Source organism: Mesorhizobium sp. M1328, from assembly GCF_040318075.1.
Lineage (GTDB): Bacteria > Pseudomonadota > Alphaproteobacteria > Rhizobiales > Rhizobiaceae > Mesorhizobium.
In genome coordinates this window covers 60,679-86,024 of sequence record NZ_JAMYLO010000018.1, presented here as the reverse complement: position 1 = coordinate 86,024, position 25,346 = coordinate 60,679, and the positions used below count along the sequence as shown (strand labels likewise).

The following is a 25,346-nucleotide window of genomic DNA, read 5'->3' as shown; positions in this document are numbered from 1 at the left end:
CAGAGCCTTCGCGCGCCTGCGACCGCATCGAAAGGAGCCGGCGATCTTTCGCCGGCAATGCGGGGCGCGCCGCAAGGCGCAGGAGAAACCATGCTCAGGATCGTTGACAGCATCGACTTCGCTATCGGGTGGCTTTGCCGGGCGACCATCATCGTTACCGGTGTCTTCCTTACCCTCGTGATGACCGCCAATGTCATCGCGCGCTACGTTCTGGCCACGGGCGGCTTCGGCTTCGCCCAAGAACTGCCAACGCTGCTGTTTCCCTGGTTCATCATGGCCGGAGTGACGCTCGCCGCCCTGGGCGGCGCGCATATGGCCGTCGAGTGGCTCTACGGAAAGCTGGAGGACACCGGCCGTGTCCGGCTTATGGCCTTCGGCAACCTGCTCGTAATCCTCTCGTTCGGCGTGCTGGCCTGGCAGTCGCTGGTGGTGGCCGCGATCGCGGGAGCGGAGCGGAGCCCCGTTCTTGGACTACCTAACTCCATCGGTTACTACTGCGTCGCGGCTGGTGCCGTGCTCGTCGCCGTGGTGACGGCCACCGCCACCCTGCGCATCCTCATGCTCGACTGGAACGCCCGACCGGCCACCAACGTCGAGGAGATGCCGCTGTGACCCTCATAATGGTTGGCGTGTTTCTGGTGCTGATGGTCCTGGCCGTACCAGTTGGATACGGCCTCATCCTTGCCGCCGGCGCAGCCGTGTTATGGAACGGCTTCCTACCGCTTTCCATCGTGGCGCAGCAGATATTCGACCAGACGCAATCCTTTCCGATGCTGGCGCTGCCCTTCTTCATGCTTGCGGGCACCCTGATGCTCGGCGGCAAGCTCGGCCGCGACTTGCTTGAGCTTGCCTCACTTGCGATGCAGCGTTGGCGCGGCGGGCCTCTCTCGACCACGGTCATCTCGTCTGTCGTCTTCGGCGGAGTGTCCGGCTCCGCAGTCGCAAATGCGTCGGCGCTGGGTTCGGTCCTCATCCCCTGGCAGAAGCGGCACGGGTATCCCGCGCCGCTCTGCGCCGCCAACAATGCAACGTCCGCGGTTATCGACGTGCTCATCCCACCTTCGATCCCGATGATCCTCTATGGGCTGGTCAGCGGGGTCAGTGTCGCGGATCTCTTCGTCGCCGGCATCCTGCCCGGCATCCTTATGGCGGCCGGCTTCGTCGGAGTGTGCTGGTGGATTTCGTGGAAGCGCAAATATCCGGTCAGCACAGATCCAGTGCGCAAGCGCGACCTCGTCAAGCTCGCGATACGCAGCCTTCCCGCGATCCTCTTGCCGATACTCATCATCCTCGGCCTGCGTTTCGGATTTGCGACGCCCACCGAGGTTGCCGTGCTGTCGGTTGTCTACTCACTGGTGCTGAGCGTGCTGGTCTACCGCGATCTGACATTTAAGCGTTTCTGCAACAACATGGTTGAGGCGGGCATGGCGACCGGCGTTGTGATGCTGGTGATCATGGGCAGCGCCGCCGTCGGCTGGATTCTGACCTTCGACCAGGTCCCGCAGAACTTTGCGGCATGGGTCTCGGTCAACATCTCGAACCCCATCATTATCATACTGATGATGAACATCCTGATGCTGATCGTCGGCATGCCGCTTGACCTGCCGCCGTCGATCCTGTTGCTCGGGCCGATCTTCGTGCCGCTGGCAGCTGCGATCGGCCTAGATCCGGTCCAACTCGGATTGATCATGGTGATCAACCTCGGCATCGGGCTCTACACGCCGCCTATTGGGACCACGTTGTTTATCTCGTCGTCCATCGCCAAGTCATCGCTTGGCGCTACGACTAAGGAGTTGTGGCCGTTCTTCGCCGTCGCGATGCTGCTTCTGATCGCCGTGAGCTACATCCCGGCGCTGACGATCTACTGACCGCATCAATGGCACGTGACATCTCTGGATTCCTGGCCAGGCGCCGCCAGCCCGAATGTCCGCAATCGAAGATCCGCCGGCCGAAAGCCGCCCGTCAGCTGTCGGCCCCGATTGAGACGTTCACAAAGTCGTCCCAGAGCGTCGGCAGTTGGCGCTTCTTTCTCGTTCCGATCGAGGAAGCTACGGAAGAAAACCACCTCTCGCGACTTTGCTTGTCGCGAAAACTCCCGATCAAAGCGACGGTTTTGCAACTGACTTTTGCACAGTCGCAGAACTCCACTTTTGCGGCAACATTTCCTGCTTCCCGCTTTCCTTCCGATGTCGAGCCCAGACGCGCTTCACCTGCGCTTCGCTGCAGCCGGTCAGCTTCGCCGTCCTGCTGATACTGTTGCCGCCAGACCGGAAGACAGTGATGCGTTCGTGTGTCACCAGGTCAGCTTGGCGTCCGGCATATTTCCCGCCCGCCTTTGCCAATTCGATGCCTTGCCGCTGGCGTTCGCGGCGATCCTCGAAGTCGTCTCGAGCCATTTGCAGGGCGAGCTTCAGCAACATTTCCTGAATGGACTCAAGCACGATCTTGGCAACGCCGTCAGCGCTGGCCGCGATGTCGCTAAGATCCACCACACCAGGTACGGCAAGACGAGCACCCTTATTCCGAATTGTTTCGATCAGCTTTTCAGCTTCAGGCAAAGGCAGACGACTGATGCGGTCTATCTTCTCCGCAACGACAACCTCGCCTGGCTGAAGGTCCGCGATCAGACGCAACAGCTCCGGCCGGTCGGCGCGAGCGCCGGATGCCTTCTCGCGGTAGACGCCGGCGATGTAGTACCCGGCATCCCTCGCCTCAGCGATGATCGATTCCTGGCGCTCGAGATCCTGCCCTTGCGTACTGACCCGCAGATAAACACGCGCAACGTGCATATCCCCCTCCTGCTCTCGGCTCATTTTGATATACCTCAATGCGCTCTGGCTCAGAATTCGGGCAAGCGGATAGCCCCATAGGCTGGGTCAGAAATACGCCGCAGCAAGCGCCATGGTTGCGGTGGTCGCGAAACTGCCTATTGGGGGACGGTGCCAAAATCAGACGCAAAACAGTCGCTTAATCCGGGACTTTTGCGAAAACCAGGCGGCCGGAATCGACGCTAAGCGGAAGCTCGCTTGCTCCGGGTCAATTCACCGCCATGACCCCAAGCTGACTTCGCCGTGACGTTGTCGAATGTCTGAAATGTGGCAAGACATGCACGTCGGCGGCGTCCCCTGTCACCCTCGAAGTTGTAGATCCGGCCCGTCAAGCGCGCCTCCCGATCGGTGCTCAGCATCGTAAGCTTTCAGGCATGAGGGTGAACAGATGGCGAGCCTGGATCTCACCCACCGGCACGCTGGAACACCGAACTTTCGTCCTTCCCTGTGTCTTCGTGTTATTATAGCGACTAGGGAGATGGCTTGATGAGCGAGAACCGCAAGCTAGCCGCGATCCTGGCCGCCGACGTGGTCGGGTACAGCCGGCTGGCTAGCGCAGACGAAGATCGTACTTTGGCAAGGTTGCGGGCACTGCGCAGCGACCTGATCGATCCGACCATCGCTGTCCACAACGGCCGCGTGATCAAGCGCACAGGGGATGGGGCGCTGGTCGAGTTCCGCAGTGTGGTAGACGCCGTGCGCTGCGCCCTCGAAGTGCAGAACGGCATGGTCGAGCGCAATGCCGGCGTGCCGCAGGACCGTCGCATCGAGTTCCGGATCGGAATTCATCTCGGCGACGTAGTCGTGGAAAGCGACGGCGACCTGATGGGCGACGGCGTCAACATCGCCTCGCGTTTGGAGGGCGTCGCTGCCCCCGGCGCCATCTGCCTGTCCGAGGACGCCTATCGCCAGGTCAAGACGCGGCTTGACCTCTCGGTCAGTGATCTCGGCAACACGCAGCTCAAGAACATCGCCGAGCCGATCCGGGTGTATTCGCTGCGTGTCGGCACCACCGAGGCAAAGGCAACCGCGACCTCCGAATCCGCGACAAGCCGGCCGACGACGGAACTGCCGCCGAAGCTGTCGATCGCCGTGCTGCCGTTCGCCAACATGAGCGGTGATGTTGAGCAGGAGTATTTCGCCGATGGAATCTCGGAAGACATCATCACGGCTCTCTCAAAGCTGCCGCAGCTCTTCGTCATTGCTCGCAATTCGTCGTTCACCTTCAAGGGCAAGAACGTCCACGTGCAGGAGGTGAGCCGGAACCTCGGCGTGCGCTACGTGCTGGAAGGCAGCGTCCGTAGATCCGGCAACAGGGTACGGATCACCGCCCAGCTTATCGACGCAGCCTCGGGTGGCCATCTGTGGGCGGAGCGCTTCGATCGCGACCTGACCGACATATTCGCGGTGCAGGACGACGTCACTCAGCAGATTGTGGACGCGCTGGCCATCAACCTGACGGAGGGCGACCGGCAGCGGCTGGCGCCCGAGCACACCGGCAACGTTGAGGCGTATGACTATTTCCTGCGTGGCCGAGAGCTGTGGCACCGGCTGACGAAGGAGACGAACATCGCCGCCCGGGATCTTTTGCAACGTGCAATCGAACTGGACCCGAATTTCGCCTCGGCCCACGCGTTCCTGGCCCTTACCCACGTACTCGACCACTTGAACGGATGGAGCCCGTCACCGCCGAATTCGCGCGAGCAAGCGGAAGAGCTTGCGACGCGGGCGGTAGCGCTGGACGATCGTGATCCTAGGGCGCACTGGGCGCTGAGCATCGTCGAATTGTATTCGCGACGGCACGACGTGGCCATCAGCGAGGCCCAGCGTGCGATAATCCTCAATCCGAACTTCGCTGAAGGGCACGTCGCCCTCGGCGAGGCACTGTATTACTCGGCCAGGGCCGACGAGGCGCTCAAGTATTTCGATCGGGCGAAGGTCTTGAACCCATATTTTCCGGATGTGCTATTGCACTTCCAGGCGTTGGCGTCGTTTCAACTGGGAAGGTACGAACAGGCAGTTGGCTTGCTGAAGGAGCGGCTGACCCGCAATCCCGTTACCGATGTCTCTCGCGCGCTTCTGGCTTCCAGTTTTGGCCATCTGGGCCGTTTCGGCGAAGCCCGCGCGGCTTGGCAAGAGGTGTTACGGGTCAATCCCGACTACTCCCTGGAATACCGTCGCAAAGTGTTGCCCTACAAGAACCCCGAGGATTTCGAGTTGTTGGTGGACGGGCTTCGCAAGGCCGGCTTGGTGTAATTGCGGACCAGGGGAACGCCCGGTTTCAAGCTTCTACAGCCACTCGCTCAAATGAGGAGCAATGACTGGTTGGCGCCTCTCGCTGGTTAAATCATCTGAGCTGCAGAGGGCCCGATCTGAGCGTCGAAGGACTTGTTGGGTCACGGAGCGGCCATTTGCCGAGCCGTCTCAAAACGCCGTCGCGAAGCTTGTCTCGCGCCGTGCTATACTGACCAAGCCGACCTGCACTCGCCGCGGTTAGGGAAATGCCTCACCGCTGCGGACGCACGAAATGTTGACCTGAGGGAGTCGCCAGTCCTGATCAGAAATAAAACGACAGGGAGGATGACGTGTCCCTCGACGCCAATGACTTCGATCAAGCAGTTGAAAAATACCACCTGGCTCTGGATGAGTTCATGAAAGGAAACCCCGCGCCTGCGAAGAAGCTCTATTCCCAACGAGACGATGTAACACTGGGCAATCCCTTTGGCCCTTTCGCGCTTGGATGGAAGCAGGTCGTTGAGACGATGGAGCAAGCGGCATCGAATTACAGGGACGGCGACGCTACCGGCTTCGAGAACATAGCGAAGTGTGTGACGTCTGAGCTGGCCTATCTCGTCGAAGTAGAGCGGCTCAGGTCCAAGGTTGGCGGTCGGAGCGATGTCACGCCTCTTGCGTTACGCGTGACGAGCGTCTTTCGCCCAGAAGATGGTCTCTGGAAGATTGTGCATCGTCATGCGGATCCGATAACGACGGCTCAGCCGGCCGATTCGGTACTCCGCCGATAGATGCGGTTGTGTGATTGGGGAAGCGATTCGATCTCGCAAACGCTTGCTGCGGCAGCGCGGCTATTCTTCAGTCCGTTTTCTATATTAGGGTCGGCCCGCGTCATCGGGCTCGCAGCATCGGACGGCCGCTCTGGGCGTGAAGGTCAGGTTTGGAGAAGCGCCGGGAATGGCAGATCCTGGTGCGACGGAGCTGATCCAAGGATTCGGTCTGCCGTCCCGCCACACAGCGTCGCGCTTGGGTGGATTGTCGACGTGGAGTGGCAATCCTGATTGGCGTGTATCTAGGCGATGTGGCGATTAGCAGTGCGGCTTGCAGGTTCCCGCCGTCGCCTTGTGTAGGCCGTTGCGCAGCTCAATGCCGGAGACTCTTTCGATGAGCATGAATTCGGACTGCGATATTCAAGCCATTCGGGCGCTCATTGAGCGCCAATTCGCGAGCATGAGCTGGACGGTGGAGGGAGAGCCTGATTGAGAGCTGTTCAAGGAAGACTTCATTCGCGACGCACAGCTTTTTCCATCATCGCGGCCGTTGCGGACCCAGGCAGTCCCTGCATTCATCGACCGCATGAGAGCACTCGTGGGGACCGCTTTGCAGTCATTCGATGAAACCGTTCTCGTCAGCAAGATATACGTCTTCGGCAATGTCGCAGTCGCAGTTACTGCCTGTGAGAACGTTGAGAACGAGAGCAATGTCGAGCGTGTGGTCGAAATGATGCTTCTGGTAAAGGAACAGGGGAGCTGGAAGATCGCCGCCCAGGCTTGGGATAAGGCGAGCGAAAGTCAGCCCATACCCGCGGACATACTTGGCTCATGAGCAGTCTGCGATAACAAATCGCGTAACATCTTGGCTTCGTCTCGGAGGTTCGGGTCGATTTGAGCCGTTGCGCGAAGGGCAGCTTTTGAGAGGCGCTATGAATGTCGCTATGGCGCATGCGCGCCCTTGCCGGACGTTGAAGGATTTAACCGCGTCGAATCCTGCCGGACGGGAATGATTGACCCTTCTCGGACATTACGATGAGTGTTGTGAAACGTCCCGAGTAGACCGAAAACCGGACGATCTTCGAATCACTTGACGCCGACTGCGCCGGAGAAAAATTAGCCCCGTCGCAATCAGATCGGACGTAGAATAAGCTGCTTAAGCGGTAAAGATGGGTCCTGGGAGGAACTGATGGTGCGTGGCGGCTCGCATGGTGCGGGTATCGGCCGAATATCGCGTCGTTACTTCTCGAAGTTGGCGTTGGTCAGCGCGGTCGCGCTCGCTTTGCCGAGGCTCGCACGCGCGCAGAACGAACCCTTCAAGTTCGGCCTGACGCCCGTATTCCTGTCCAACGACTTGGAGCTGCTCGGGCACCTGCGGGCGTACCTTTCCTCCAGGGTCGGAGGCGCGGTCGAGCTCGTCTCGCGGCGGACGTATCAGGAGATCACGGCGCTCCTCGTTTCGGGTCAGGTTCATGCGGCCTGGATATGCGGCTATCCCTACGTCCAGTACAAGGCCGATCTCGACTTGACCGCGACACCCGCGTGGCATGGCAAGCCGCTGTACCAATCCTACTAGATCGCGGCTGCCGGCCGGGCGGTGGATGGCTGGTCTGGCCTGCGCGACGATATCCACGCCTTCTCCGATCCAGATTCCAATTCCGGTTTCCTAGTAACGCGGGCACTGCTCGCTGAACACCGTCTGCGCCCCGAGCAGTTCTTCTCGCGCAGTTTCTTCACCTACGGACATCGCAACGTCATCAGGGCGGTGGCCTCCGGGCTCGCGCAGTCCGGCAGCGTGGACGGCTACGTCTGGGAGGTCATGCGCGAGATCGAGCCGGAGCTGGTGACCCGGACGATGATCGTCCGGAAATCGGAATGGCTGGGGTTTCCCCCGGTCGCGTCACCTAAATCGTTGGCCGGCGACCCGAGGATAGCCGCGCTGCGTGATGCACTGGTCTCGATGTCCGACGACCAGGAAGGCCGAAAGGTGCTGGAAATATTGCGCCTCGACGGGTTCGTCGTCGCCCCGCCCGAGCTTTTCGATACCATCGCCGCCAAGGTCGAAACGGTGAGGCAGTTCGGATGACTCCGCTCCGCCGCTGGCAGGCAATTCCGCTGTCCTTCCGGGTCCCCGCCATCGTGGCCCTGCTGATGGTCGTGATAAGCGCGGCCATCTCCGAGAGGGTCCTCGCTCGCCTTTCCCACACCCAGGAAACCTATCTCGATGGATTGGCTGGCACGTATCTGGACGGTCTTTCGTCGTCGGTACTACCTGCGGTCCTGCGTGGGGACGTGTGGGAAGTGTTCGACGCACTTGATCGCTCTTCTTCCGTTTACGAGTCCCTTGCACCGATCGAAACCGTGGTTACGGGCGCGGACGGACGCGTCCTCGCCGCGACCGACCCTAACAAGATCAGGGCATACTCGGCGCTTCCCGTCCAATACGCCTCGCGGTACGGCTCCGAGGCCGTGACGATCGACGAAGACAGGAAAACCGGCTTTGCCCGCCGCGAACTCATCTATCAGAGCCAGCCGATCGGCGCGATTCATGCCGCATTCGACGTATCACACCTGTTTGCCGAGAGGCGCGAAGTCCTTGTCACGCTCCTCGTGACGAACGCGATCGTCGCGGTCCTCTTTGCGTTTGGCGGCTTCCTGCTCGTCCATCGCATGATCGGTCCCATCCGCGTGCTCGAAACTCATATGCGTTCCGCCGCCCACGGCGCGGCCGAACCAATATCGCTGGGCGAGATTCCGCCGGGCGATGGCGAGGTAGCGAGCCTATTCCATGGTTACAACGCGCTCGTCCATGCCGAGCGCGAGCGCACGAATCTCGCTATGCAGCTTGCAGAAGAGGAGAAGCTTTCGAGCCTCGGGCGGCTCGCTTCCGGCATGGCGCACGAGATCAACAACCCACTCGGCGGACTGTTCAACGCCATCGATACGTTAAAGACGCACGGACAGACCCCCGGAGTACGCGACACCTCTATCAGTCTGATCGAGCGCGGGCTGGCGGGTATTCGCGACGTTGTCGAGGCCGCGCTCGCCACCTATCGACCGGAGCGCGCGCAGCGTCCGCTGACGGAGGACGATTTCGACGATGTCCGGCTGCTGATTAAGCCGGAACTGCGCCGCAAGCGACAACAGCTCGAGTGGAATATCTCATGGAACGGCGCAGGAGAGCTGCCCGTCAAGGGCGGCTTGGTGCGTCAGGCGGTTCTCAACCTCCTGCTCAACGCGACCGCCGTTACCGCCGAAACAGGCGTCGTTTCGCTCAGGGCAAGCAATGCCGACCAACGCCTCGTCATCGAGATCGGGGACCAAGGCCCCGGAATGCCGCCGGATATCGCGGGCATACTCGTCGATCCCGATCCGGGACCTGCGGTGCGCGCCGGACGCGGACTCGGTCTGTGGATGGTCAGGCGGGTGGTTGACGAACTCGGCGGAACTGCCAGTATCGCATCCAACAAATACGGAGGGACGGCGGTCACGCTGGCAATTCCCTTCGACAGGGAGGATGCCGAAGCCGATGCTGCCTGACCGCGCCATAGGGCTTGTGGAGGACGATCCCGTGATGGGCGGTTCCATCGTCCAGCGGCTCGAGCTGGAAGGCTGGCACGTCACGTGGTGGCAGTCCGGCAGCGAAGCGATCGGCGCCATTCCCGCGGCAGCGAACGCGCTCGACCTCGTCATCTGCGACATTCGGCTCCCGGACATGTCGGGCGAAACCGTCTTCAACGAACTCGCACGACAGCCGAACGCGCCTCCCTTCATGTTCGTCACGGGCTATGGCGAGGTCGACCAGGCGGTGCGGTTGATGCGTTCGGGCGCGGTCGATTTCATGACCAAGCCCTTTGAGATGGACGAATTCCTGAAACGCATCGAATCCGGCCGCCGCACAACCAGTTCGGGGGTCCGGCTGAAGGGCTATTATCTCGGCGAATCCCCTGCGATTCAGCACGCGGAGGATTTGATCCACCGCTACGCGAACCATGACCTGCCAGTGCTCATCACCGGGGAAACCGGTTCTGGCAAGGAAGTGGCGGCCAGGCTGCTGCACCAGATCTCGCCACGCGCCACGGAGCCGTTCATGGCGGTTAACTGCGCAGCGATTCCCGCAGAGCTTCTCGAGAGCGAGATATTCGGCCACGAGAAAGGTGCGTTCACGGGAGCCCAGCAGCGCCATCTCGGCTATGCCGAGCGCGCAGGCAAGGGCACGCTCTTCCTCGACGAAATCGGTGACATGCCGTTGCCCCTCCAGGCCAAGCTGCTTCGGCTGATCGAGGACGGAAACCTTACGCGCGTTGGCGGCGAGACGCCGATCCCGTTCCGCGCCCGCATTGTGGCGGCTACGCATCGCGATCTGGTAAATCGCGGCAGTTCGACTAGGTTCCGGGAAGACCTTTATTTCCGGCTGGCGGTTCTCACGGTGGAGATTCCGCCGCTCAGGCAGCGGCCCGAAGACATTGCCTGGCTCCTCGCTAGGTTCCTCGAGAATGCCGTCAGCCGCTCGGACACGCGCATCCGCGGGTTCAGCGCGCTCGCCGAGGAGGCTGCCCTTTCCTATGCCTGGCCCGGCAACGTCCGCGAGCTGCGCAACCGCATCGACCGCGCCGTCGCGCTGTCGACCAGCGAATGGATCATGCCGGGCGATCTCTTTCCCGAACACGCGTCCAAGGCAAGCGGCACGGGCTTCCTACCGCTTGCGGACGTGAGGGACGCGGCCGAGCGCCGCCAGATCGAGCGCGCGCTTGAAGAGACTGGCGGCCAGATCGCCAAGGCCGCGGGTCTGCTTGCGGTCTCGCGAACGACACTGTGGGAGAAGATGACGCGGCTTGGCCTGACCGAGCGCGCGCGTCCGGAATCCTGAACCTTCGGCGCTGCAGCATGTTCGGATTTCCGAACACGGACATCTATCCGAGACTTGCCGGAAGAGCGTTCCTGTAATCAAACCAGCCTCTTAAGCGTTTGGCACAAGCGTTGCTTCGCATTTGACGATGTCATCACGCCAAGTGGGAGGAACGCATGGAACGGTGCAACAGACTGGTCGATGTCGGCCGTCGTCAATTTCTGAGGGGCAGCGCTTTCGCCGCTGCTGGGGCTGCGGCCGCCGTCTCGCTGCCAGCGACGCAGGCTAAGGCAGCCCCCGGTCTCGCCCTCGTGGAATATCCTTCCAACAGGCTGGCAAACGTTTCTGAACTGAAGGTCAACGAACCGCTCGACGTCGGCTATCCCGATGACGCTGCTCCGGGCGTGCTCCTGAAACTCGGCACACGGGTTGAAGGCGGCGCCGGTCCCGACGGCGACATCGTCGGCTTCACCACTATCTGCCCGCACAAAGGCTTCCCGCTGAACTACAACGCCGAGGACCGCACGCTGAACTGCCCGGGCCATTATTCCCGTTTCGACTGCGAGGCCGGAGGCCTTCAGATCTGGGGCCAGGCGACGCAGAACCTGCCGCAATACCTGCTTCGCGTGGACGAGAAGGGCGACATTTTCGCGGAGGGGCTTGACGAGCTCATCTACGGCCGCCTGTCGAACGTGCTCTAGGGAGGACCAGTCATGGCTTACAAACGTCAGATCGACCGCCTGCCAATCATCCCGGCAGACGCGAAGGTTCACAATGTCGTCTGCCACTATTGCATCGTCGGCTGCGGCTATCACGCCTATACCTGGGATACAAACCGCCAGGGCGGCACAGCGCCCGACCAGAACGTCTTCGGTGTGGATCTTTCCCAGCAACAGGAGGCGGAGACAGCTGCCTGGTATTCCCCGTCCATGTACAACATCGTCAAGCAGGACGGGAAAGACGTTCACATCGTCATCAAGCCGGATCGCGAATGCGTCGTGAACTCCGGCCTCGGCTCGATCCGCGGCGCCCGCATGGCCGAAATGAGCTTCAGCCGGGCGCGCAATACGCAGCTTCAGCGCCTCACAGACCCGATGGTCTGGCGCTACGGACAGATGCAGCCTACCTCATGGGACGATGCACTCGACCTCGTCGCGCGAGTGACAGCGGCCGTAATGAAGGAACAGGGCGATGACGGAGTGTTCGTCTCGGCCTTCGACCACGGCGGCGCCGGCGGCGGCTACGAGAACACCTGGGGCACCGGCAAGCTCTATTTCGGGGCCATGAAGGTCAAGAACATCCGCATCCACAACCGCCCAGCCTACAATTCGGAGGTCCACGCTACGCGCGACATGGGCGTGGGTGAACTTAACAACTGCTACGAGGACGCAGAGCTCGCCGACACGATCATGGTCGTGGGCGCGAACCCTCTGGAGACGCAGACGAATTACTTCCTCAATCACTGGATACCAAACCTACGCGGGACCTCAACTGACAAGAAGAACGCGGAGCTGGCGGACGAGCCGCACGAGCCCGCCCGCGTGATCATCGTCGATCCGCGCCGGACCGTGACGGTGAATGTCTGCGAGGTCGAGGCGGGCAAGGACCGCGTCCTGCACTTGGCGATCAACTCCGGCACGGATCTCGCACTGTTCAACGCCTTGGCGACCTACATCGCCGAGCAGGGCTGGACGGACCGGGAGTTCATTGCCGCCTCGACCAATGACTTCGACAAAGCGCTCGCCGCCAATCGGACGACGCTGGAGCAAGCGGCTGAGATAACCGGCCTCACCGTCGATCAGATCAAGCAAGCGGCAGCCTGGATCGCTGAACCAAAGGAAGGAAAACGGCGGCGGACGATGTTCGCTTATGAGAAAGGCCTGATCTGGGGCAACGACAACTACCGGACCAACGGCGCACTTGTGAATCTCGCGCTGGCTACGGGAAACATCGGCCGCCCCGGCGGTGGTTGCGTCCGCCTTGGAGGGCACCAGGAGGGCTATTCCCGGCCGTCGGACGCTCATGTCGGGCGACCTGCTGCTTACGTCGACCAACTGCTGATTCAGGGCAAGGGCGGCGTCCACCACATCTGGGGATGCGACCACTACAAGACGACGCTCAACGCGCACGAGTTCAAGCGGCGCTACAAGGAGCGAACCGACATGGTGAAGGACGCCATCTCATCCGTCCCCTACGGAGACCGCCAGGCGACGGTCGACGCGATCATGGGCGCGATCCGCAAAGGCGGTCTGTTCTCGGTCGATGTCGATATCATCCCGACCAAGATCGGCCAGGCGAGCCATGTGTGGCTGCCTGCCGCAACATCGGGCGAGATGAATCTCACCTCGATGAACGGCGAGCGGCGCATGCGGCTGACCGAACGCTACATGGATCCTCCCGGCCAGTCGATGCCTGATTGCCTGATCGCCGCGCGGCTGGCCAACAATTTGCAACGGGTTTTGCGCGAGGCGGGCGATACCGCCATCGCGGACCAGTTTAAGGGCTTCGATTGGAAGACCGAAGAAGACGCCTTCATGGACGGCTATCACCAGCACGAGAAGGGTGGCGAGTTCGTCACCTACGCCCGGCTGCGGGCGATGGGAACCAACGGCTTCCAGGAGCCGGCAACCGGACTGGAGACCACCGGGCCCGTGGCGGCTGGAACTTCGACGGGTGAACCCGGCGAGGTTCTCGGCGGTCCGGCAATCGAGGGCGCGCGCGGCAAGGAGCCTGTGCAGGAGGCGGCGCCGACCAATGCCGGGGCTGCGCCGACGCCGCCTGCCGGAAGCGAGCGCATCATCGGAACCAAGCGTCTTTACGCCGACGGCAAATTCAACAAGGAGGATGGCAAAGCTGTCTTCATGGAGACGCAGTGGCGGGGCCTGCAGGCTGCAGGCAAGCAGGCGGAGAAGGACAAGTTCGCTTTCCTCATCAACAACGGCCGCACGAACCATGTCTGGCAGAGCGCCTACCTCGACCAGCAGAACGAGTTGGTCATGGACCGCTGGCCCTATCCTTTCATCGAGATGCATCCTGCCGATATGGAGGAATTGTCGCTGAAGCAAGGCGATCTGGTCGAAGTCTACAACGACAACGGCGCGACGCAGGCGGCTGTCTATCCCACACCGACGGCGAAGCGGAAGGAAACCTTCATGCTGTTCGCTTATCCCACTGGCGTGCAAGGCAACGTCGTGTCGGCTGGGGTGAACGAGTTCATCATCCCGAACTACAAGCAGACATGGGCGAACATCCGGAAAATTGCCGATGCGCCGGAAGGGGTGAAGCACCTCTCGTTCAAGTCGCAGGAATACCCGGCGGCCTGACACCGTCAACCGCGATCCCGCCGCGGCTCAAAGGCTTCGGCGGGATCGTCTTGTCCAGGACTACGCGACACGCCGGGAGGCCGACATGGAAACCGCCACCGCCCTCACAAACGAAAGCTGCGGCGCAGGTGCCGACGGCAGGGTAATCCCCGTTGATATCGCTGCCGCCAAGGCCGTGGCGATCGCCAGGGTCTTGAGAGAAACCGAGCATGTTCCTCTTATCGAAGCGACGGGGCGTGTCCTTGCCTGCGATGTCCGCGCCTCGATCCACCTCCCGCCCTTCGACAATTCCGCGATGGACGGATACGCGGTCAGGATCGCCGACTTCACCGGAGCGGGTCCTTGGGAGCTTTTGATCCAGGGCCGGATAGCGGCCGGTGATTTCCACGCGGGACAAGCCCCCAGTGCGAACGAAGCGATACGCATCTTCACCGGCGCTCCCGTGCCGGGAGGATTCGATGCTGTCGTCATGCAGGAACACTGCGAACGCACAGGCGACGGGATCACCGTGACGAAGCGCCCGCGACAGCGAGAAAACATCCGGCAGGCGGGCGAGGACGTCAGAGCGGGAAATCGCCTCATGGGGGCGGGTGACCAGCTGTCGCCGCAGAAGCTGGCGCTTCTGGCGGGCCAGGGCCAGGCTGACGTCGTGGTGCTGCGGAAGGTCCGCATAGGTCTGATCTCGACAGGTTCTGAATTGCGCGATCCGGGCGAGCCGCTCGGACGCGGCCAGATCTACAACACCAACCGGATCATGATCCGGGCAATGCTGTCGGCATTTCCATGGGCGGAGATCGTCGACTACGGGATCGTCCCCGATCGGCGGGATGCGCTAGCCGAGGCGTTCGGCGCGGCGGCATCGCGGTGCGATGTCCTCCTCACCACCGGCGGTGTCTCCGCAGGCGAAGAGGATTACGTCGTGTCGGCGCTTGGCCATCACGGCGGCACTCTGGACGTGCTCAAGGTCGCAATGCGGCCGGGCAAGCCGGTCAAGATCGGGATGATCGGGTCGATGCTGTTCGCCGGACTGCCGGGCAATCCGAATGCCGCGCTGGTGACGTTTCGCCAAATTGCGCTTCCTGCGATACGGACTGTCGCGGGCGTCGCGAGCGTGTCGCCGGAATGGTCTCCTGCAGTCGCGGGTTTCACCCACCAAAAGCGCCTCGGCAGAACCGAGTTCGTTCCTGTGAAGATGGTCGGTCGCGACGAGATCGGCCGACCCGTTCTCGAGATGCTGGGCTTGGGATCGTCGGCAAGCCTCATGGCGATGGCTCTCGCCGACGGCATCGCGCTGCTACCGCCCGACGTCGTCATGATCGAACGCGGGATGGCGCTGCGCTTTGAATCCTTCCGTCGGGGCTGAGCGTGCACCCTCAACACTCGATACGTGGAAACGCCCGCAACAGACAAACTTCGCTCCGTAGTTCAGTCATCCGAATATTCTTCGGATGACGCTGTCAGCATCCGCATCAAAGCAGCTGCCATGGCTGAGCACTATTCGCTGCGGCTGCCATGAATGAATCGTTCCGATGGCCGCCTTCGCCTTTCGCCGCTGGAAAAATAGCGGCAGGCGCATACCGAAGAATATCTGGCCGTAGGGATGATACATCCCGGCGATCTTGGTGGCCGTTCGCCATGGCTCGGAAATCTTGTCCAATTCGATGTTGATGATCGTATCGGTGAGTATCAGCGTCCTCGAAGCCTTATGGAAGAAAATGAACTCCTTGAAATAGCCGCCGGGAAATAGCGTCTGGTCGATCTCGCGACGCCACTCTTCGGGCGGACTGACGTCGAGATCTCTCGTGAAGTCGATATCCACGTGCCGTGCCCGTGCCCGCCGGCGCACACCTGGAGAGGCCCAGGAAATCGTTTCAGGAAAGGCCCTCGCCCATTCTCCGATGTGGGCATAATGGAATTGGTTGGGCGACACGAGATGGCGAACCCTCCCCATGCCGCGCAGTTCCCTAGCCAATTTCTCGTCGAACCTGATCGGCGAATGGAGGAAGAGGTCGCCGTTTGAGAGGTGTCGCTTGGCATTTAATTGTAAGAATGCAACCCAAATGTTTTCAGATGGTTAGCTCTGCACTTAATTTGAGAATTGGCATTTAACTTGAGAATTTGCTGCCATTCTTGGCAGTTTAATTGAGAATCGATCGGCACAACATTCTCTGCACTTCTGAATGTTCGAATAGGGCGATTGCCTTCTCAGGTGGAATGCAGCAGGAGCCAAACTCCATAGGTTTTCAGTATCATAGACCGGGCTGCGCGTGATCCCGCTTCATTCTCGCTTTGGCATCATATTTGAGAACCGAGGCGCCGAGATTCTCATAATTAAGTGCCCAAGATAACTGAAACGGCCGCTTTCTTACAATTAAGTGCCAAGCGACACGTCACGATCAGATCCAGCATCGGCTCACCCGCCAGCCATCGATGACGGCTGCCATCCTGATGCAGCAGCATCCCCTCGCACGGCTTCCTCTCCCGCTTGCGCCGGTGAGCACCGCGCCGCTTGGCCCGTCCCACCAGCCCAGCCGCATGAAGCTGCGTCTTGATGAAGGTGTAGCCCCAGCTGAAATGGTGATCACGCAGCAGGTGCTCGTGGAAATGCTTCACGTTCCACCCGAGATAGCGATGACGATAAAGCTCCAGCATCTCTTCAATCGCTTCCGCCGGCACCCGACGCGTCGAAATCTTGCCCAAACGCCGATCGAGCAACCCAGCTTCCCCAGCCTCTTCGTAGCGGTCGCGGTAGCGGCGAAATTGCCGCTCCGACATGCCCAGCAACTCTCCAGCCTCCATCATCGAAAGATCGCCGCCATTCCAGCGGCTCAATACGTCTCGAAACTTCTGCATTCTCCGGTCCTGTAGCCATGCCGCCCGATTCATCCCCAGCCTCCATTGGCTGACGATAAAACCGGACAACTCCTGTGCTACCTAATCCGGACAACTCGTGTGCTTACGACACACGCTTTGGGCGCGTTGACGGCCAACATTCAATCGACTATAGAGGCCTCGCAAGCGAATTCCTGACTGAAATAGTCAGGAAAGCCAGCCTTGGGTTTTGCGAGAATGAAGGCTGGCCAAGATGCGATACTGCCTGCTATCCCCGGCGCGGTTAACCCCCACTGAGGAGGTAAACCCTTACAGGGTTGCTGAGCTGCAGGCGCAGATCCTGCAGGCGGGCTGCTGGACTGTCCCGATCACGGCACAGAAAGACGCACTATTCGTGATGGACGGCCATCACCGGCTGACCGTCGCGCATCGCCTGGGGTTTGCGGCGGTACCGGTGATCCTTTTGGACTATGGCACGGTGCGGGTGGAGAGCTGGCGTGCAGGCGAGACAATCACTCCCGCGTGCATTTTTGCGATGGCCCGAAGCGGCCGAAAATTTCCCTGCAAGACGACGCGGCATATTTTTGACCAAGGCCTTCCCAGTTGCCACGTCCCGCTGGAAAGCTTGCGCCGCGTCGATCCGGTAGACCACATGCTGGCAAGCGCGCCAAGGGCGTGGTCATGACGCTGCATTGCCACAAGCTTGGCGCGGGTCTGCCCCCGGTTCTGCGGCCGTCGACGGCTGAACTGTTGGCCCGCGATGCACAGCGTCTTACGGAATGGGTCGCGCGACATGGCTCGCCGCTCAATCTGATCTGGCCCGATGAGCTGCAGAAGAACCTTGCGGCACTGAGGGGTGTGTTGACAGAAAGCGATGTGGCGCATGCAGTCTATTACGGGGCGAAAGTCAACAAATCGCCGGGGCTGATGGAGGCGGCGCTCCGCGCCGGCGCCGGTATTGACGTCTCGAGCCTTTACGAATTGCGCGACGCCAGGCGGCTTGGCGCCGATGGCGCACGGCTTGTAGCGACAGGCCCGGCAAAGACGACGGCATTTCATAGCGAGCTCGTTGGCTGCAGCGCTCTGATATCGGTGGACTCGCCGGAAGAGCTTGACGATCTTGTGAGCTGCTTGCCGGTGGGCCAAGTGGTCCAACCGATCCTGCTCCGCTTGCGCCCTACGGAACAGGGCATGAGCCGCTTCGGCATGCCAGCGGACGCCATACAGCATTGTCTTTCGCGCATCGCTGGTGAAGGCAGGCTGCGCTTCGACGGGTTGCATTTCCACGTAAGCGGCTATCGCTGGGAGTCCCGCGCGGCAGCGTTGAGGGAAGCCGCCAGCTTGATTACCGAAAGCCGGGCAAGGGGATTTGCTCCGCGCATGATCGACATCGGCGGCGGGCTGCCAGTCCAGTATGTCGATCAGCTGGCCTATCAGGCGCATCTGAAGGCACAGGTCCCCGAGGACTACCGGACCGGAAAAGTCCCGGGCTCCTTCTACCCCTATGGCGGCGCGCTTTCGGCGACTGACTGGCTGCGCCAGTTCTTGCATGCGCCGATGCCCAAAGCCCGCAGCATCGCCGGGTATTTTGCGGATGAGGGATTGGTGTTGGGAATGGAGCCGGGGCGTGCGTTGGCAGATCAGACGGCCATTTCCATCTTCCGGGTCTCAAGAGTGAAGGCCCTCAGTTCCGACAGTTGCGTCATTTTTGTCGAAGGCAGCAGTTTTAGCGCCTGCGAGACCTGGTTCGCATCCGAATTCCTGGTCGACCCTATCCTGGTGCCGGTCACACCGCCGTCCGCCCTGTCAAAACCCGTGCGAGGCTATCTGGCCGGTCATAGCTGCCTGGATGAGGACGTGCTTTGCAATCGGTGGCTTACATTTCCCGTGGCCCCGCGCGCGGGAGACCTTCTGGCTTACGCTAACACCGGCGGTTACCAGATGGACCTTCTTGAAAACGAATTCCACCGCCACCCGATGCCGCGCCGCCTGTGCGTGGTTCAGGATGCGAATGGGCAGCCAGCACTCGTCCCCGACATAATTGGAGAGGCATAAATGCTCTGCACGACCACAACCCAGCTGATCGGCCAGACACCGATCATGTCGATCGCCGTGCCGAACCGCGATGCCACGCTGGTGCTGAAGATCGAGAAGAACAATCCCGGCGGGTCGATGAAGGATCGCATGGCGCGCAGCATGGTGTGTGCCGCGCTCGAGGACGGGCGGCTTGCCGCCGGTGGCACGATCGTCGAATCCTCGTCCGGCAACACCGGCATCGGGCTGGCGCTGGCCGCACTGGAGTTCGGCCTGCGCTTCATCGCCGTAGTCGATCATCATGCCGCGCCGGACAAGATCCGCATGATGCGCGCGCTCGGCGCCGAAATCCGCTATGTCGAAGGGGATTTCCGAGAGGACGAAGTTGCGGTGGTCGAGCGGCAGCGCCTGGCAGCGCAGCTTGGTGCCCAACTTCCCGGCGCGCTTTTCATGAATCAATCCGACAATCCGGCAAATCCGGAAGGCTATGCCGGTTTTGTCGAAGAGCTTCTGGCGCAGCTCCCGAACGGCATCGACGCCTTTGTAGGCTGTGTCGGGACCGGCGGTTCGATTACGGGGATCGCTCAGCGCCTCAAGCGCCACAACCCGGCCGTGCGCACGATCGCGGTAGAGCCGGCCGGTTCGATCGTGTTCGGGAAGCCCGGACATCCCTATTACCAGTCGGGAACCGGAACGCCGGCAGGTGATGAAGTCGGCAAGGTGCTCGATTATGGCTGCATCGACGAAGGAGTGCAGGTCACCGACACCCAGGCGTTCGAGACAGCGCGCTATATCGCCCGGCGCAAGGGCCTGCTGGTGGGCGGCTCCACCGGCGGCACCATCTACAAGGCGCTGGAGTTCATTGCCGCAGGCAAGTTGTACGGCACGGTGGTCACGCCGGTGGCAGATGGCGGCGAAAAATATCTCGGTTCGGTTTTCGACGATGAATGGATGGCAAAGCGCGGGTTGCTGGATCCGGCAATTGCCGACCAGTTGGATGCGTGGCTGGCCGCAAGGGCATGCGCAGCATGAAGGTGACGATCTGCGGCGCGGGCCGCACCGGGCATTTGAACGCAGTGCTCTTCAAGCAGCGTCCCGGCATTGCGGTTTCTGTCCTTACTGCCTCTGCCGCGGTTGCCGAAGGATGGGCAAGCGGCGACGATGTCTGGCAGGCACGCACGCCGGACGGCCGCATCTTGAGCGCACGGCCTGACCATGTCGGCACCGATCCGGGCAAAGCGCTGGAAGACGCGGATATGGTGGTCGTGACCCAGCCGGCCCAGGCGCGGCCGGCGCTTCTACGCCAGATCGCTCCCTACCTTCCCCAGAACAAAAAGGTGTTTCTCGGCGCGATCCCCGGCTTTTGCGGTTTTGACTGGCTCGCGGCGAAGACCCTTTCGGGCCACGACAATGTGGTGATCTGGGGTATGAAGGACGTGCCCCATACGGCCTTTGACCTGGTTCCGGGCAGGCGCGTGCGTATGGGTGGCGCCAAGGCGCAGCTCTTTGCCGCACTTCATCAGCGCGAGAGCAGCGCCGACCGCGCTGTGCTCGCCGAGATGCTCGCCCGGCTTTTCGACGCGCCCGTCGCTATGCTGCAGAATTATCTGGAAATTACGCTCACGCCGGGCAATGCACTGATGCACCCAGCCGTGCTCTATGGCCTGATTGGCCCGGGCGCCCCTTGGCAGGACAAGCCCTTTGACGAACCAATATGTTGGTGGAGCGACTGCCCGCGCGTGGGCGCCGAATTGCTGGAGGCGTGTGACGCGGAAAACCAGGCGATCCGTGGTGCGATCGAGGCGCGTCTCGGCATTGATCTAAGCACTGTAAAGCCTCTCCGGCAGGAACTGATCGAGGCTTATGGCAGCCAGATCGGGGACGACCGCACCATGTATACGCTTCTGCGCACGAATCGCGCCTATGCCGGCATTCGCGCGCCGCTCGTACCCAATCCGCACGGGCCCGGTCTTCTCATCGATCGCGAGAGCCGCGCCTTCCACGAAGATATCGCCGTTGGTCAGGCGTTGCTCGTGGAGATGGCGGCGCGGCTGAATCTGGCCATTCCGGCCATTGCGAAAACCTATCACTGGGCGCGCCGCTATCACGGAGGGCTAGCCGAGGGTGCACCAGCCTATGTGCCCGCCGACTGGCCGGAGGCTGCCTGATGGACGAGAGGACTTCTTCCGCGGTAGATTCTCAAACCCAGGCGCGCGATGTGCAGCTTTGGAAAAACGCGTCGCGCAATGCGCTCAATCGACTGGTGCGCTGCCTGTTCGCCGAGCGTCTCCTGGAACCCAACGCATTGTTGTGGGCGCGGGACGGCAGGCAGGCATGGTTCCCCCTTTGGCCGTCGCGCCGGGTCCTGCATTTTACCGACCTGCGCCGTGCGCCTGCCGGAACATTGCAAAATCTCGGCCACATCGAAGTGCTGGACGGAACCGGCGCCCGGCACCGGCTCGATGATCCGTCCGCCCTTATAACGGAGGTCTCGCCGGCATTGGCGGTTTCACCTGCGCCGGATGGTCTGGCGCAACTGTTGCGCGACGTGGACAACAGCATGCGCAACGACGTCCTGGCGCGTCGCCACCGGGAGGGCTGGAGCGCAGAACTGCGCCTGAAAATAGCCAACGCAGGTGTGCCCGGCTTCCTCGCCTATCTCGAACAGAGTTTGCCGCCGCATTTGGCGGCCATGACCCTCGATCAATGGGGTGCGCTCGAAGGCCATCCCTTCTATCCGACATGGAAGGCCAAACCTGGCCTGCCGCCACAAGAGGTGACCGCGTTATCGCCCGAATTCGGCGCCCGCGTGCGCCTGCGCATCACGGCGCTGCGTAAGGAATGGGCCCATGTCGAGAAGATGCCGCATGTCGGCAGCTATTCGGAATGGTTTTCGCTAAAATTTCCCGACCTCTGGCGCGACTGGGCTGAAGGTTTGAAAGAGCGCGGAAAGTCTCCCGGGGACTGGCTTCCTCTCCCTGTCCACGGGTGGCATCTGGACAATTTCGTGCGCCGGCAATTCGAGTCCGAGATTACTTCCGGCGTTTTCGACCCGGAAGGCCCCGAGATCGTGACGCTGCCGTCCATGTCGTTCCGCACGATGCTGCCGGACACAGAGGAGCCCAGACCCTTCATCAAACTGCCAGTCGCGATCTGGCTGACCAGTGAGCAGCGCACCCTCCAGGCCAAGTCGATCCATATGGGGCCCCGCCTCAGCACCCTCATTTCCGACATTCTGGCAAAGGAGGAGGATCTCCGCGACACGCTGGAGATTTTCACCGAAGAGTTAGGTGCAATCCTGCGCCATCCCGACACCGGTGACGAGCATCCGGGCCGTTTTCTGTCGGTGGTCTATCGCAACACTGACGCTCTGGCACGCAGCGACGGACTGTTGCCGGTGACTGTCGCGGCGCTTCTGACGGCAAGCCCGTTCGATGAGCGCCCGCTCATTTGCGAATTGATCGCCAGAAACGGCAAAGAGAGCGAGGCGGCGGTAGCGGCATTTTTCCGTGGCTATGCGCGTACTGTCATCCGGCCGGCGCTCGCCATGTATCTGCTCTATGGAATTGCCTTTGAGGCGCATCAGCAAAACAGCACGATCCTGTTCGACCATACCGGCACCCCACGAAAGTTGTTGATCCGCGATTTTGGCGACGGCCGCAGTTTCGCGCCCTTGTTCGAGGAACGCGGGCACTGCCTAAAGCCCTTCACCCAGAGAGGGATTTTGCCCACGACGTTCGATGAAGACATCAGCCTCGTGCGCTCGTTCGTGATCGATGCCTGCTTCGTCTGCCACCTCCATGAGATCGCCCTGTGCTTGACGGAGCAATATGGACTGGCGGGCAACAGCCTGTGGCGCATCCTGAGGGAGGAAACCGAAGAGGCATTCGACACGCTTCGGCCGCGCGTGCCGTCCGATGAGTTCTGGCTGCGGGAACGCGCGGCCTTTCTCGAAAATCCGTGGCCGACACGCTCGGTGCTGCGGATGCATCTGGAGCGGTATCGCGACTATCGCGTCGAACACCAACTGCCCAATCCGTTGACGGACGCGGAATGACAAACGCCTCCGCCGCCCTTCGCGGTTTCGGGCCTGTTTTCGTGCTCCTGTTCGCCCTGCAATTCGTTTCCATGGGCGCGATGGAGATGAGTGGCCCTTTCTGGCCAATCCATATCAAGGCGTTGAGCCCCTCCGACAGTGTCTTCGGTCTCGCCGGAATCGGCGTCTATATCTGTCCGATGCTCGGCGTATCGCTCACCAGCGCCTTTTGGGGGCGTATGGGGGATCGCTACGGCAACCGGCTGATGATGGTTCGCGCATTAGCCGGTTTGGCGATCACGCAACTGCTCATCGCCTTTGCGCAAGATGTCTGGACAATTTTGGCTCTGCGCTTTCTGCAGGGCGCCTTTGCCGGTTACATCGCCCCGGCGCAGGCTTATGGCGTGCAGGTCACCGGTGGACGCGATCGCGCCGGCCTGTTCGCGTGGCTTCAGGTGGCGACCAATGTCGGCTCGCTTGGCGGGGCGTTTTTGGGCGGGCTGATCCTGGATGAATTGCCTTTTGCCGCCATCAATCTGACGGCCGGCGTGATCTGTGGCCTGTGCGCCGCCACCGCCTGGGCAAGTCTGCCTGTGCCGCCAAACGGGATTATTCCCGTACGGTCAGCAACCGCGAAAATTACTGCCCATGCACCCACGGGGAGTGCGCCGGTGCCGGGGCTTCTTATGCTGATGGGGATGTTGCTCGCAAGCCGCATGGTGCTGCAGGTTCCGTTTTCCTTGTACATGACGCAAGTTTTTGGCGCACAGCACTGGGTCACCGGCTTGAGCTACGGACTTCTGGCGCTGGGCTTTGTCGTGGGCGCGCCCTTGTGGGCGCGGCTCTTCGAGGGGCGCGCGAAATCCTATGTGCTCGGCTGGAGTGTGTTGATTTCAGCCGGTTGCCTTGCAATCACTCATTTGGCCGGGATCACCGGGTCCATGGCGTTTTTTGCAATGCTGTATTTTGTCTGGGGCGCTCTCCTGGGAGGAACAACGCCGGCTCTCCTGTCACTCATTTCGGCGGCAACGCAAGACGACCGGCAGGGTTCGGTGCTGGGTCTTGCGCAAAGCTGCCAGCAGGGCGCCTCGGTAGTCGGCATCGTCGCCGGCGTTGCGGTCACTCAGTTTTTTGGTCTCGACGCCGCGTTTCCGCTCGTCTCAACCCTCTACGCCTTATCATTGTTAGTGGCGCTCGGCATATGGCGCAAAGCGCGCCATTCACCTGACGAAGGAAGTTGATCGTGAAGAGATATCGTCCGCTGTTGCATGCCGCGATCGCGGCCCTTGCAGTGATCGTGGCTGGCCCGGCACCGGCATGTGCCGGGGAATCGGCGATGATGGAGGCGCAGGCGCCGCTCGTCGTCACCGATATTGCCGGCCGCGAGGTAAAGCTGAATGCGCCCGTCAAGCGCATGCTTCTGGGCGAGGGCCGTCAGCTCTATCTCATAGCGTCTTTGGAACCCGAAGATCCGCTGGCTCGTATCGTTGCCTGGCGCAACGACCTGATCGAGGCCGATCCGGCGACTTACGCGCAATATCTCAAAGCGTTTCCCGACCTGGCAAAGCTCACCGCTTTCAAGGGTTCGGAAGACAGCCTGCTCGATATCGAGTCAGCCATCATCCAGAAACCCGACGTGGTTCTGCTCAACCTTGAAGCCATGCGGGCCAATGAAGACGCCAAATTTGTCGAGAAGCTGGCGGCGCTGGACATTCCGGTTCTTTACATCGACTTCCGCCATCATCCGCTGGAGAACACCGAGCCAACCATCCGCCTCCTGGGCAAGATCATGGGGCGCGAGGCGCGCGCGGAAGAGATCATCGCGTTTCGCCACAAGGCCATGGCGCGGGTGAGCGACGTCCTCGCCGAACACAAACCGCAACGTCCAAAGGTCTTCATCGAACGTATCGGTGGCTATTCCGACGATTGCTGCCTGTCTTTCGGCGCCGAGAATTTCGGCAACTACGTCGAGCTCGCCGGTGGTCACAACATTGGCAGCGACATCATCCCGGCGACATTCGGGCAGCTAAACCCCGAACAGGTGATCGCCGCCAACCCCGATCACGTGGTCATTACCAGCGCCGACTGGGAGGCCTATGTCCCCGGCGGACACTGGATCCCCCTCGGTCCCGGCGCGGACCCGCAGGTGATGCGCAAAAAGCTCGAATGGTTCCCAACCCGCAAAGCCTATACCGGCATTGCAGCCCAAGAGACGCGAAATTTCCACGGCATCTGGCACCAGTTCTACAACAGCCCTTATGAATTTATCGCAGTCCAGCAGCTGGCGAAGTGGCTCCACCCGAACCTGTTCGACGATCTCGACCCCGATGCAACCTTTGCCGAATATCACCGCCGATTCCTGCCCATCGATCACCAGCCCGGCTACAGCGTCAGTCTCTCAGATAGCCCGTGATGACCGATGTCCGGCCCGAAGCGGTTTCC

General features: G+C 61.3%; 20 protein-coding genes and 1 pseudogene. 18 read left to right on the top strand and 3 right to left on the bottom strand.

Annotated features, from left to right (window positions below; genetic code table 11):
- Window positions 1–90: 90 nt before the first annotated feature.
- Both NKH23_RS25880 and NKH23_RS25875 read left to right on the top strand, forming a co-directional pair.
- Entirely contained in the window at window positions 91–612 is a 522-nt protein-coding gene (locus NKH23_RS25880) for a TRAP transporter small permease (protein WP_353035648.1), read from the top strand.
- The gene (locus tag NKH23_RS25875; RefSeq protein WP_353035646.1) at window positions 609–1,868 is read left to right on the top strand and encodes a TRAP transporter large permease; all 1,260 of its coding nucleotides are present in this window, start codon (window positions 609–611) and stop codon (window positions 1,866–1,868) included. Before NKH23_RS25880 ends, NKH23_RS25875 begins: the two co-directional genes overlap by 4 nt.
- 231 nt (window positions 1,869–2,099) lie before the next feature.
- Here the strand turns inward: NKH23_RS25875 and NKH23_RS25870 are convergent, their stop codons facing one another.
- Complete coding sequence (locus NKH23_RS25870) at window positions 2,100–2,789, bottom strand: recombinase family protein (RefSeq protein ID WP_353035644.1); 690 nt, start codon at window positions 2,787–2,789, stop codon at window positions 2,100–2,102.
- A gap of 525 nt (window positions 2,790–3,314) precedes the next feature.
- On the opposite strand from NKH23_RS25870, the gene NKH23_RS25865 reads away from it, so the two are divergent.
- From NKH23_RS25865 to NKH23_RS25825, 9 genes and pseudogenes are all read left to right on the top strand, one after another.
- Entirely contained in the window at window positions 3,315–5,084 is a 1,770-nt protein-coding gene (locus NKH23_RS25865; protein ID WP_353035642.1) for an adenylate/guanylate cyclase domain-containing protein, read from the top strand.
- Window positions 5,085–5,413: 329 nt separating this feature from the next.
- Window positions 5,414–5,851 carry a YybH family protein gene (locus NKH23_RS25860; protein WP_353035640.1) on the top strand — a complete coding sequence of 146 codons (438 nt, stop codon included), beginning with the start codon at window positions 5,414–5,416 and terminating at the stop codon, window positions 5,849–5,851.
- A 475-nt stretch (window positions 5,852–6,326) separates the two neighbouring features.
- Entirely contained in the window at window positions 6,327–6,665 is a 339-nt protein-coding gene (locus tag NKH23_RS25855; RefSeq protein WP_502912376.1) for a nuclear transport factor 2 family protein, read from the top strand.
- A gap of 354 nt (window positions 6,666–7,019) precedes the next feature.
- A pseudogene (locus tag NKH23_RS25850) lies at window positions 7,020–7,916 on the top strand (substrate-binding domain-containing protein).
- A complete protein-coding gene (locus NKH23_RS25845; protein ID WP_353035636.1) occupies window positions 7,913–9,370 on the top strand; it encodes a sensor histidine kinase in 1,458 nt (485 codons plus the stop codon). The pseudogene NKH23_RS25850 and the gene NKH23_RS25845 overlap by 4 nt, the downstream one beginning before the upstream one ends.
- Window positions 9,360–10,700 (top strand): sigma-54-dependent transcriptional regulator, encoded by a 1,341-nt coding sequence (locus tag NKH23_RS25840; protein ID WP_353035634.1) that lies wholly within the window; start codon window positions 9,360–9,362, stop codon window positions 10,698–10,700. Before NKH23_RS25845 ends, NKH23_RS25840 begins: the two co-directional genes overlap by 11 nt.
- Before the next feature lie 155 nt (window positions 10,701–10,855).
- On the top strand, window positions 10,856–11,380 hold the full coding sequence (locus NKH23_RS25835; RefSeq protein WP_353035632.1) for an arsenate reductase (azurin) small subunit: 525 nt from the start codon (window positions 10,856–10,858) through the stop codon (window positions 11,378–11,380).
- Between the two features lie 12 nt (window positions 11,381–11,392).
- Window positions 11,393–14,002: an arsenate reductase (azurin) large subunit gene (locus NKH23_RS25830; RefSeq protein WP_353035630.1), complete on the top strand. Its 2,610-nt coding sequence runs from the start codon at window positions 11,393–11,395 to the stop codon at window positions 14,000–14,002.
- A gap of 85 nt (window positions 14,003–14,087) precedes the next feature.
- Entirely contained in the window at window positions 14,088–15,365 is a 1,278-nt protein-coding gene (locus NKH23_RS25825; protein ID WP_353035628.1) for a molybdopterin molybdotransferase MoeA, read from the top strand.
- Between the two features lie 66 nt (window positions 15,366–15,431).
- On the opposite strand, the gene NKH23_RS25820 is transcribed toward NKH23_RS25825, so the two are convergent.
- Window positions 15,432–16,064 carry a DUF4336 domain-containing protein gene (locus tag NKH23_RS25820; RefSeq protein ID WP_353035734.1) on the bottom strand — a complete coding sequence of 211 codons (633 nt, stop codon included), beginning with the start codon at window positions 16,062–16,064 and terminating at the stop codon, window positions 15,432–15,434.
- A 269-nt stretch (window positions 16,065–16,333) separates the two neighbouring features.
- The gene (locus NKH23_RS25815) at window positions 16,334–16,855 is read right to left on the bottom strand and encodes a helix-turn-helix domain-containing protein (RefSeq protein ID WP_353035626.1); all 522 of its coding nucleotides are present in this window, start codon (window positions 16,853–16,855) and stop codon (window positions 16,334–16,336) included.
- Between the two features lie 232 nt (window positions 16,856–17,087).
- Between NKH23_RS25815 and NKH23_RS25810 the strand changes: the two genes are divergently transcribed.
- The 7 genes from NKH23_RS25810 (at window position 17,088) to NKH23_RS25780 (ending at window position 25,317) form a co-directional block, all read left to right on the top strand.
- A complete protein-coding gene (locus NKH23_RS25810) occupies window positions 17,088–17,519 on the top strand; it encodes a ParB N-terminal domain-containing protein (protein ID WP_353035624.1) in 432 nt (143 codons plus the stop codon).
- Window positions 17,516–18,889 (top strand): Y4yA family PLP-dependent enzyme, encoded by a 1,374-nt coding sequence (locus NKH23_RS25805; RefSeq protein ID WP_353035622.1) that lies wholly within the window; start codon window positions 17,516–17,518, stop codon window positions 18,887–18,889. Before NKH23_RS25810 ends, NKH23_RS25805 begins: the two co-directional genes overlap by 4 nt.
- Window positions 18,890–19,900: a cysteine synthase family protein gene (locus NKH23_RS25800; protein ID WP_353035620.1), complete on the top strand. Its 1,011-nt coding sequence runs from the start codon at window positions 18,890–18,892 to the stop codon at window positions 19,898–19,900. It begins immediately after the preceding gene.
- Window positions 19,897–21,036 carry an NAD/NADP octopine/nopaline dehydrogenase family protein gene (locus NKH23_RS25795; protein WP_353035618.1) on the top strand — a complete coding sequence of 380 codons (1,140 nt, stop codon included), beginning with the start codon at window positions 19,897–19,899 and terminating at the stop codon, window positions 21,034–21,036. The genes NKH23_RS25800 and NKH23_RS25795 overlap by 4 nt, the downstream gene beginning before the upstream one ends.
- Window positions 21,036–22,925, top strand: a complete 1,890-nt coding sequence (locus tag NKH23_RS25790) for an IucA/IucC family protein (RefSeq protein WP_353035616.1) — start codon at window positions 21,036–21,038, stop codon at window positions 22,923–22,925. The genes NKH23_RS25795 and NKH23_RS25790 overlap by 1 nt, the downstream gene beginning before the upstream one ends.
- Complete coding sequence (locus tag NKH23_RS25785; RefSeq protein WP_353035614.1) at window positions 22,922–24,145, top strand: MFS transporter; 1,224 nt, start codon at window positions 22,922–22,924, stop codon at window positions 24,143–24,145. The genes NKH23_RS25790 and NKH23_RS25785 overlap by 4 nt, the downstream gene beginning before the upstream one ends.
- A 98-nt stretch (window positions 24,146–24,243) precedes the next feature.
- Window positions 24,244–25,317, top strand: coding sequence for an ABC transporter substrate-binding protein (locus tag NKH23_RS25780; RefSeq protein WP_353035612.1), 1,074 nt, complete (start codon window positions 24,244–24,246; stop codon window positions 25,315–25,317).
- The last annotated feature ends 29 nt before the right edge of the window (window positions 25,318–25,346 follow it).